Source organism: Mesorhizobium sp. M7A.F.Ca.US.005.03.2.1 (assembly GCF_003997795.1).
Taxonomy (GTDB): domain Bacteria; phylum Pseudomonadota; class Alphaproteobacteria; order Rhizobiales; family Rhizobiaceae; genus Mesorhizobium; species Mesorhizobium ciceri.
The window spans coordinates 1-6,542 of the sequence record NZ_RZRP01000319.1 but is presented as its reverse complement, the minus strand read 5'-3'; the positions used below and the strand labels follow the sequence as shown (position 1 = coordinate 6,542).

The window sequence follows — 6,542 nt, the reverse complement described above, 5'->3', positions numbered from 1 at the left end:
GTCCCGCACTAATCGATTTTCGAACGTAAAACCCCATCCCCGCAATCCCCCCCAAGCCCTGTGAGCGAAACCCAAGGGCAGTTCGCCTCACAACTTTGGTACCGGAACCAGTCCAATATCTGTCTCTCGCGAACGTTGCCTGACCCTGATCTCAATTCGCCTCCTCGCCTTGACGTCGCCGGCCTGTGCGCCGTCGGTGAGCCGGTCGCCAGGCAATATCAACTGGCCGCCGGACATTGGCAGGATGGTGAAGCCTTTCAGTTCCGGCATATCGCGCAGGATGCCTGTGACGGAGATCGCTCGCGCTAATCCAAGCCCGGCATTGTCGGCAGGATGGAGTGTGCCAATGTCCATCTTGCGCGCCAGTACGGGCTGAAGGCCTCTGTCCATATTCGATGAGTCACCGGACATCGCCTGCTCGTCCGTGTGGCCAATCACCTCAATGACGTCCACACCATAGGAAGTTGCAATTCCAGCAATGGTCTTCGACATCTGCCGCAACTTCGTTTTGAAGCCACCGGAAAGCTCCGCACTTCCAGTATCGAAATTATAGCCATCGAGCTCGCTAAGACTGATGATCGGTGGCCAATCGTGTGGCTTGTCAGCAGAGGCCTCGTTCCTTGCCTTCTTCAGTGCGTCAGCAAGATCCTTGGACGTCTTGCCCGTGCCAACGTAGCCGAGCTCGCGCAGAACCTTCATCTTCTCGATCATGGCTTTGGCCTGATCAACGTCGACGTCGTTGTCAGAGAGGACTTTGGCGGCCGGCGCGCTTTTCACCGCTTCCTCAAGGGTCAGTCCCACTTTTTTGATTGCCTCTGCGGCCTCTTTGGCCCGGACCAATTCACGCCATTCTTGATCTGGTACATTGCGTCGACTTGCAGGCTTGACCATGGCATTCAGCTGAGCCAGCAACCGCTTGTTTTCCTCGTCAAGCTTGCGAGCGTTCTCATTGAGGGACTGCGCAATCTTCTGCGCTGCCGCAGCCTCTTTCTTTGTCTTGGCGATGAGCGCGCCTGCAGCAAGCAAAAGGCAGAAAACGAGAAGCAGCATCGTCTCAGCCATCGTCAGGCCGAGTATCAGGCCGCGGCCATAGCCCTTGCGCTCAAACGTAATGGCTGTTCCGCTAACCTCACTCACCTGCCCCACCAACTTGCTCTCTTTGGCGGTTCACCCTTCTCCACCTCCGCCGGACTGCTTAACGATCGGAAGGTGTCGCCCTCCGTGTCATCCGAAACCTTGATTGGCGTCTCCACAGGGGAGGCAACAGTGGAAGGTGCCGCCACTCGCTCGACATCGTTCGCTATCGCATTGCTCAGAGGCTGGGGAGTGCGCACGGCCGGGAGGCTATGTTGTGTAAGGGTTGCGACGAGGCCGCGTGTTTCATTGCTGTGTTTCTGCATCACAGCCATGAACTCCTCAGTCAAACGCTGCTGCGCTTGGACAGTTTCTGCGGTCTTTTCTGCGGCCGCTGCCGCTCTCTCCACTCCAGTCGCCACCTTGATCACTGCGTCGGCAAGACCGGTCATCCGCGTTTGCTGCTCTTGCGAGGCTGTTTCGGTTTTTATCGCATATTGTGCGACAGCATTACCCAGGAGCTTGACCATCGGCGCCAGATCGTTCTTCAGCACCTCATCAGGAACAACCACCTTTTCCAGCTTGGCAGCCATATTGTCGGCTTGATTACCGAGCTTTCCAACAGAGTTGGACATCGAGCTGTTGGCTTTATCCAGCAAATCCGCTGCAGCTCCAACGCGGTTCGCTATCGAAGCAAACTGGGTTTCGACTTGCCCGAAATTGTGCTGCAACGCGTCACTGAGCTTGGCAGACGCCTCTTGGACAGGCTTGATCGATTCCATGGCAATATTGTCCAGGGCAGATCGAATGTGCTCCCCATTGCGTGCCGCTTGCTCGGCAATCTCTGCAAAGCCCTCTTCGAGCATTTGATGGCTGACACGACGAAAGTCGGCGAACTCCCTGGTTACGCTTTCCATCTCGGCTCTTACACGCCGTGTCATGTCGGCAAGTTCGTGCCTCGCCGTTCGCTCAATGTCCGCGGGATCGCGCCGCATCTGATTGTAGAAAACCCTCAGAGCAATACCGGTGATCGTCGACGTGATCGCGATGCCAAAATTTTGGACGATCGTGTCGGTTGAGCCTTCCGTTCCAAACTGAAACAGCGAGACCCCAAGGCTCGTCAGGGTGAACAGGAAGCCCATATAGTAGAGGTTATCGCCGGTCTGCTCGTCGTGCAGTTGTAGCTTTCCAGCAAAGATCGAAACCCCGAGATAGAAAAACATCAGGCAGGCCGGTGCTACCGCCGCGACGATCGGATTTACGCCTGAGAGTTTTGCAATGGCGATGAATACACACCCGCCGAGTGTCAATGCCGCGAAAACCACGACCGGCAGACGTGGATGATCCAGCAAAGGTTTGTCGTGCGCTCTCGCCATCAGTTTAACCCATCCAAGCCAACCAGCTTTTCGAACTCGCCGTGATGGTTCTGGACCCAATGTGTCCAGAACTCCGCGTGATCCAGGGTCTGAAATGGCTTCTTTGCCCGATCGATATAAAGAATTGTGATGCCCACCCCATCCAGCGACGTCCCATATGTGCGGTCGGCGGCGCTGTTGAGGTATTTTTGGTAATCCAGTCCCGATCGGTACTGCGAGTAAATCGTCGTATGCTCGATCATGTCAGAGGCGACCACCAATCGCTTGGGACTGCCCTGTTTGGCCAAGCTGCTATCGAAGAGCGACAGCTTGATTTTCTGAATTCCAGCCATGATCGGAGATTGGCTCGCGGAAGCCGCATTCGGGATTTCATCGGGAAGTTTGTTCAAAGGATCGCCGAAGGCGTTTTCCCACTTCTTTTGACGCCGCGCAGGATTGTTGGTCCAACTATCGACGGTCGACCCATCACCGGGATTGCATCCATCGAACATCACCGTCAGCTCACCAGGCGCCGAGCTCAGGGTATAAATCCTCACATACCCACCCGGCTCGACCTGCCCAATGGTCTTTCGGAACTCGTTCTTGAGATCAGCCATCGTCGTTGCCGAAATTGGATCAGTGGCGTCGATGAGGACGGCGGTCAGGCTGGAGGGTCCGTCCAATGGGCAATTCGTGTTGGCGTCGATATGGCCATTGCCAGACCTGGTCCACATCCAGCCGAAGCCGGCCAACATCGCAACGGATAGCACACCAAGGGCAATGGCCGCGGCAATGGTACCCGCATTGCCTTTCTTGCGTCTGCGGGTTCGCCTAGACATTCACGCTGTCCGGGTGAAGCTTATCAAGATCTCGGTACTGCTCAATTCCCCGTTCGCATTCCTGACCAATCAGACGAACCTGCTCGTTGAGTTCCTCCTGCGCCTGGCGAATTGATGCGCCAACATCTCCCTCATTCCACTCCCGCTCGCCGGTGACGTATGGCTTGATGCGATCAAGTTTGTAGGGCGTTCCGAAATGCTTGGGCGCCGGCTCGGTCCTCGCCTGGATGTTGGCTTCCCGATACATCGACAAAAGCTGATTGCAGGCTCGCTCCAATTGGTCTTGATGCTGCGCAAAAAGAGCCAGAAGCCTCGATCGATGATCGACAATCGCGCGGTGCTCGCGCCGGCGACTACCAAGCTGCTTGACGATTTCCTCCACTTTTTCGTTGTGGTCGTCGCGGACATCCTGCAGCTCTTCGATCAGTTCCTTCTTTCGATCGATGTAGTCATCGCGCCGTCGAACGAGCCGATTTTCAACGCCAGTGTAGCCTGGGTAAGGGTCGAGCACGAACCAGCCGTCGATAAAAGCGAAAAGCGAAAACATCAGGCCGATCGCAAACAGCAACCAGGACTTGATGTCCGTGAGACCCGCTGGATTGGCGAGCATATTACGGATGACCTCAGCGCCGGCGCCGTCAGCGAGCGAGCCGCTGACCTCACGGTAGTGCGCTAGCGCCAAGTTTATCGAAATCGCCAAGCCGATATAGAAAAGGATTGAAATGATCCCAACGAATTTTACGAAAAACGACCGATGGGTGACGAGACGAGCGCAGAAAACCGCCAGGAGCAAAGCCGCCCCGATGTTGATGAAAGAGAATGCCGCAGCCTCAAGGATGCCACCAAAAAATCCCTGCTCATTGCCCTTGGCCAGGAAGTTGCCGTTCATCGCTGTCTCGACCAGAAACAGAAATAGCAGAAGCGATAGCCGGAAAATGTGAGCGGCACCGTGCTGCACACGCGCGGCACGAACGAGACCGTGCTTCTCCTTAAACCATGCATGCTCTTTTTCGGCGTCGTTCAGGGCCCTTCTCAGGCCGTGAAGTTCATCGAGGCCCACGGCGACCGAGGCTTTGAAGTCCGAAACGCTAGCGGCATTCGTCTGACGGATTAGACCGAATTGTTCCTCGAAATCGAGGCCGGCAAGACGACCTCCAAGGAGTTGCAGGTTGTCCTCAAGAGTGTGATGCGCAGCCTTCTTCTCATCCTCAACGCGTTCCACGATGGCATGTTCGACATCGTCGAGATTCTTTGCCGTTTTCGGGGGTTGGTTCACCTCGCCGCGCTGCTTTCCGCGGTTAATGACATCCAGGTCGCCGTCGATCTTGGCAGGGTCCAGGCTGTTGAATAGCTGAGTGCTCGCCCGAAAATCGTGGTTGGATTCTCGCAGTGAGTCACGCAACTTATTTAGTTTTTCGAATTTAGAGCCCACGCACTCACAACCCCAACTTTACGCCCCCCGGCAGAGTGGTTTCTATGCATAGTAGAGCTAAAGGGCAACCGCACATTCACTTCTATCCACTTGCTAGTGCGGATCAGGCTCAATTGAGTTCCAACAAATGATCATGGCTGCTGATCAACTGGTTGATCGGCCGCGACTAGTCATGTCATGAGCCGTGCTGCGATGCTCTAAGGACAGAGTGCTACGAGCGGGTTCGCGACTGGGAAATTATCCACAGTCGTATACGTGTACTGGATCTCACCGCCCAGGCGAACGAAGGCAGATAGTTCCTCCGCACGACAGACATAGTTTTTGGTCATTTCATCGATCTTCTGGACATAGACCGGCCGCGAGACGCCAGCAGCCAACAATTTGGCGTCTACTTCCGCATCGGTCTGAGCCCAGGTGGCGTTGAAAACGATCCTTGGCCCGATTGCGATGATGCTCCGAACGGAGATGTTCGAACTGATCAGCATGGGCAATGCTGGAGCCATTTCGGTTTGCATTTTTTTTGCGTAGGCGCAGACGTCGGTCTTGGTGTACTTCGAGAGGCATTCATTTGCCGTCGCCACCCTTGGCCATGTCAGCAGGATCGCCAACGGGACGTGCATCAATCGCAATCCATCCAAAGTATTCTCCTCGCCCGATCTTGGCCTGCACAGAGGAGCATCTATCCTATTTGTGTTCACAGTGCCACGAGCAGCTTGTGCCCGACCGGCAATAGTGCTCTGTCTGAAATACTTTGGGAGGGCAATAAAATGAAAACAACATTTCTCGCGGCTATGGCCGCTGCAATAATCGCTTGCGCGACCGGCGCGTTTGCACACAGTGGCGGCACTGATGCCAACGGTTGCCATACCAACCATAAGACCGGCGCGTATCACTGTCACTGAAGGTCACGCCTTTCTGAGGGACACAAACATGCTGAAGAACATCATGTCAGCTCCGCTGGGCCTCCTCTTCATGCTGGGCGGGCCGATCACCTACGTGATGAATGTCGTCGACACATGGCAGGGCCATGCATCAGTGGTCGTAAAAATCCTGATTAACTTGAGCCTGGATGCGATGTTGGCGTTCATTTGGCCGATCACTTGGGCAATCTGGCTTTTCAAATATATGGCGGGCGCCGAAACTCCACTAACAACCGTGCTGGGCGTTTGAGGATCAAGTTTGCTGAAAATAATGCTTTTCGACGCCGGCCGGAACGGTCCGGTTGGTCTGCATCTGTGTAGCTATTGCCTCGCTGCTGGCGGTAGCGCCATGGCCGTACGGCTATTACCAATTCCTCCGCGTGGTGGTCTTTTTCGCCGGGATCTACTGCGGAGCCATGGTGTGGCGATCAGGCCCTGAAAATCGCACCCTGGCTTGGGCGCTGTTTGGAGCGGCAGCGATCTTCAACCCGTTCATGCCGGTTCATTTGCCGCGCGAGCTGTGGGCAATCTTCAACGTCGCAGCGGCTACTCTGTTCGGCTTTGTCGCATACCGGCACCGGAATTAAGCCGATAATCTGAGATGGCCAAGAGTGGACCTGAGACGCCGAAGGTCAAGGCGCGCCCGAGGGTCACCGTGTCACAGCCGTTGGCGCTTTATGCGGGAGATCTCCTCGAGCGGACGAAGGAGTACTTCGAGGCTTTCAACCATCTAGGCTCGGAGTCGGAAAAGGCGCATCTTTTTGCCCGTTATTTTCTATTTTCGCATGCCCTAGATGTGGAGCTTCAACAGGTTGTCCTCGATCAGGGCGAGGCGACTGATAGGCGTTTTTGACTTTAGGCTGCCATGTGGACGATGCCAATTGTATCTGTGCAGCCAGACAGGCAGTTCGGCGGCACGATG

At 55.4% G+C, this 6,542-nt stretch carries 9 protein-coding genes and 1 pseudogene; 4 read left to right on the top strand and 6 right to left on the bottom strand.

Annotated features, from left to right (window positions below):
- Window positions 1-87: 87 nt before the first annotated feature.
- The 5 genes from EN991_RS18535 to EN991_RS18515 form a co-directional block, all read right to left on the bottom strand.
- Window positions 88-1,146 carry a hypothetical protein gene (locus EN991_RS18535; protein ID WP_224571173.1) on the bottom strand — a complete coding sequence of 353 codons (1,059 nt, stop codon included), beginning with the start codon at window positions 1,144-1,146 and terminating at the stop codon, window positions 88-90.
- A complete protein-coding gene (locus tag EN991_RS18530; RefSeq protein WP_063169428.1) occupies window positions 1,134-2,450 on the bottom strand; it encodes a hypothetical protein in 1,317 nt (438 codons plus the stop codon). The genes EN991_RS18535 and EN991_RS18530 overlap by 13 nt, the downstream gene beginning before the upstream one ends.
- Window positions 2,450-3,268 (bottom strand): hypothetical protein, encoded by an 819-nt coding sequence (locus tag EN991_RS18525; protein ID WP_063169429.1) that lies wholly within the window; start codon window positions 3,266-3,268, stop codon window positions 2,450-2,452. Before EN991_RS18525 ends, EN991_RS18530 begins: the two co-directional genes overlap by 1 nt.
- Complete coding sequence (locus EN991_RS18520; protein WP_210326684.1) at window positions 3,261-4,670, bottom strand: hypothetical protein; 1,410 nt, start codon at window positions 4,668-4,670, stop codon at window positions 3,261-3,263. The genes EN991_RS18525 and EN991_RS18520 overlap by 8 nt, the downstream gene beginning before the upstream one ends.
- A 227-nt stretch (window positions 4,671-4,897) precedes the next feature.
- On the bottom strand, window positions 4,898-5,338 hold the full coding sequence (locus EN991_RS18515; RefSeq protein WP_126066778.1) for a hypothetical protein: 441 nt from the start codon (window positions 5,336-5,338) through the stop codon (window positions 4,898-4,900).
- Window positions 5,339-5,467: 129 nt separating this feature from the next.
- Here EN991_RS18515 and EN991_RS41780 point away from each other — a divergent pair, with 129 nt between their 5' ends.
- Genes EN991_RS41780 through EN991_RS39910 form a run of 4 tightly spaced genes read left to right on the top strand, consistent with a single transcriptional unit; the run spans window position 5,468 to window position 6,473 of the window.
- On the top strand, window positions 5,468-5,602 hold the full coding sequence (locus tag EN991_RS41780; RefSeq protein WP_199489651.1) for a YHYH domain-containing protein: 135 nt from the start codon (window positions 5,468-5,470) through the stop codon (window positions 5,600-5,602).
- A 28-nt stretch (window positions 5,603-5,630) separates the two neighbouring features.
- Window positions 5,631-5,870 (top strand): hypothetical protein, encoded by a 240-nt coding sequence (locus EN991_RS18505; RefSeq protein ID WP_082826591.1) that lies wholly within the window; start codon window positions 5,631-5,633, stop codon window positions 5,868-5,870.
- A 52-nt stretch (window positions 5,871-5,922) separates the two neighbouring features.
- Window positions 5,923-6,207, top strand: a complete 285-nt coding sequence (locus EN991_RS18500; protein WP_063169433.1) for a DUF6804 family protein — start codon at window positions 5,923-5,925, stop codon at window positions 6,205-6,207.
- A 14-nt stretch (window positions 6,208-6,221) separates the two neighbouring features.
- The gene (locus EN991_RS39910) at window positions 6,222-6,473 is read left to right on the top strand and encodes a hypothetical protein (protein ID WP_127248734.1); all 252 of its coding nucleotides are present in this window, start codon (window positions 6,222-6,224) and stop codon (window positions 6,471-6,473) included.
- On the opposite strand, the pseudogene EN991_RS18495 reads toward EN991_RS39910, so the two are convergent.
- Window positions 6,411-6,542: pseudogene (locus EN991_RS18495) on the bottom strand (IS481 family transposase); the annotation flags it as partial. The gene EN991_RS39910 and the pseudogene EN991_RS18495 overlap by 63 nt on opposite strands.

Bases quoted from the DNA above. Each gene is read 5' to 3' on its own strand.
- EN991_RS18530 (WP_063169428.1), bottom strand. From the start codon at position 2,450: ATGGCGAGAGCGCACGACAAACCTTTGCTGGATCATCCACGTCTGCCG.
- EN991_RS18525 (WP_063169429.1), bottom strand. From the start codon at position 3,268: ATGTCTAGGCGAACCCGCAGACGCAAGAAAGGCAATGCGGGTACCATT.
- EN991_RS41780 (WP_199489651.1), top strand. From the start codon at position 5,468: ATGAAAACAACATTTCTCGCGGCTATGGCCGCTGCAATAATCGCTTGC.
- EN991_RS18505 (WP_082826591.1), top strand. From the start codon at position 5,631: ATGCTGAAGAACATCATGTCAGCTCCGCTGGGCCTCCTCTTCATGCTG.
- EN991_RS39910 (WP_127248734.1), top strand. From the start codon at position 6,222: ATGGCCAAGAGTGGACCTGAGACGCCGAAGGTCAAGGCGCGCCCGAGG.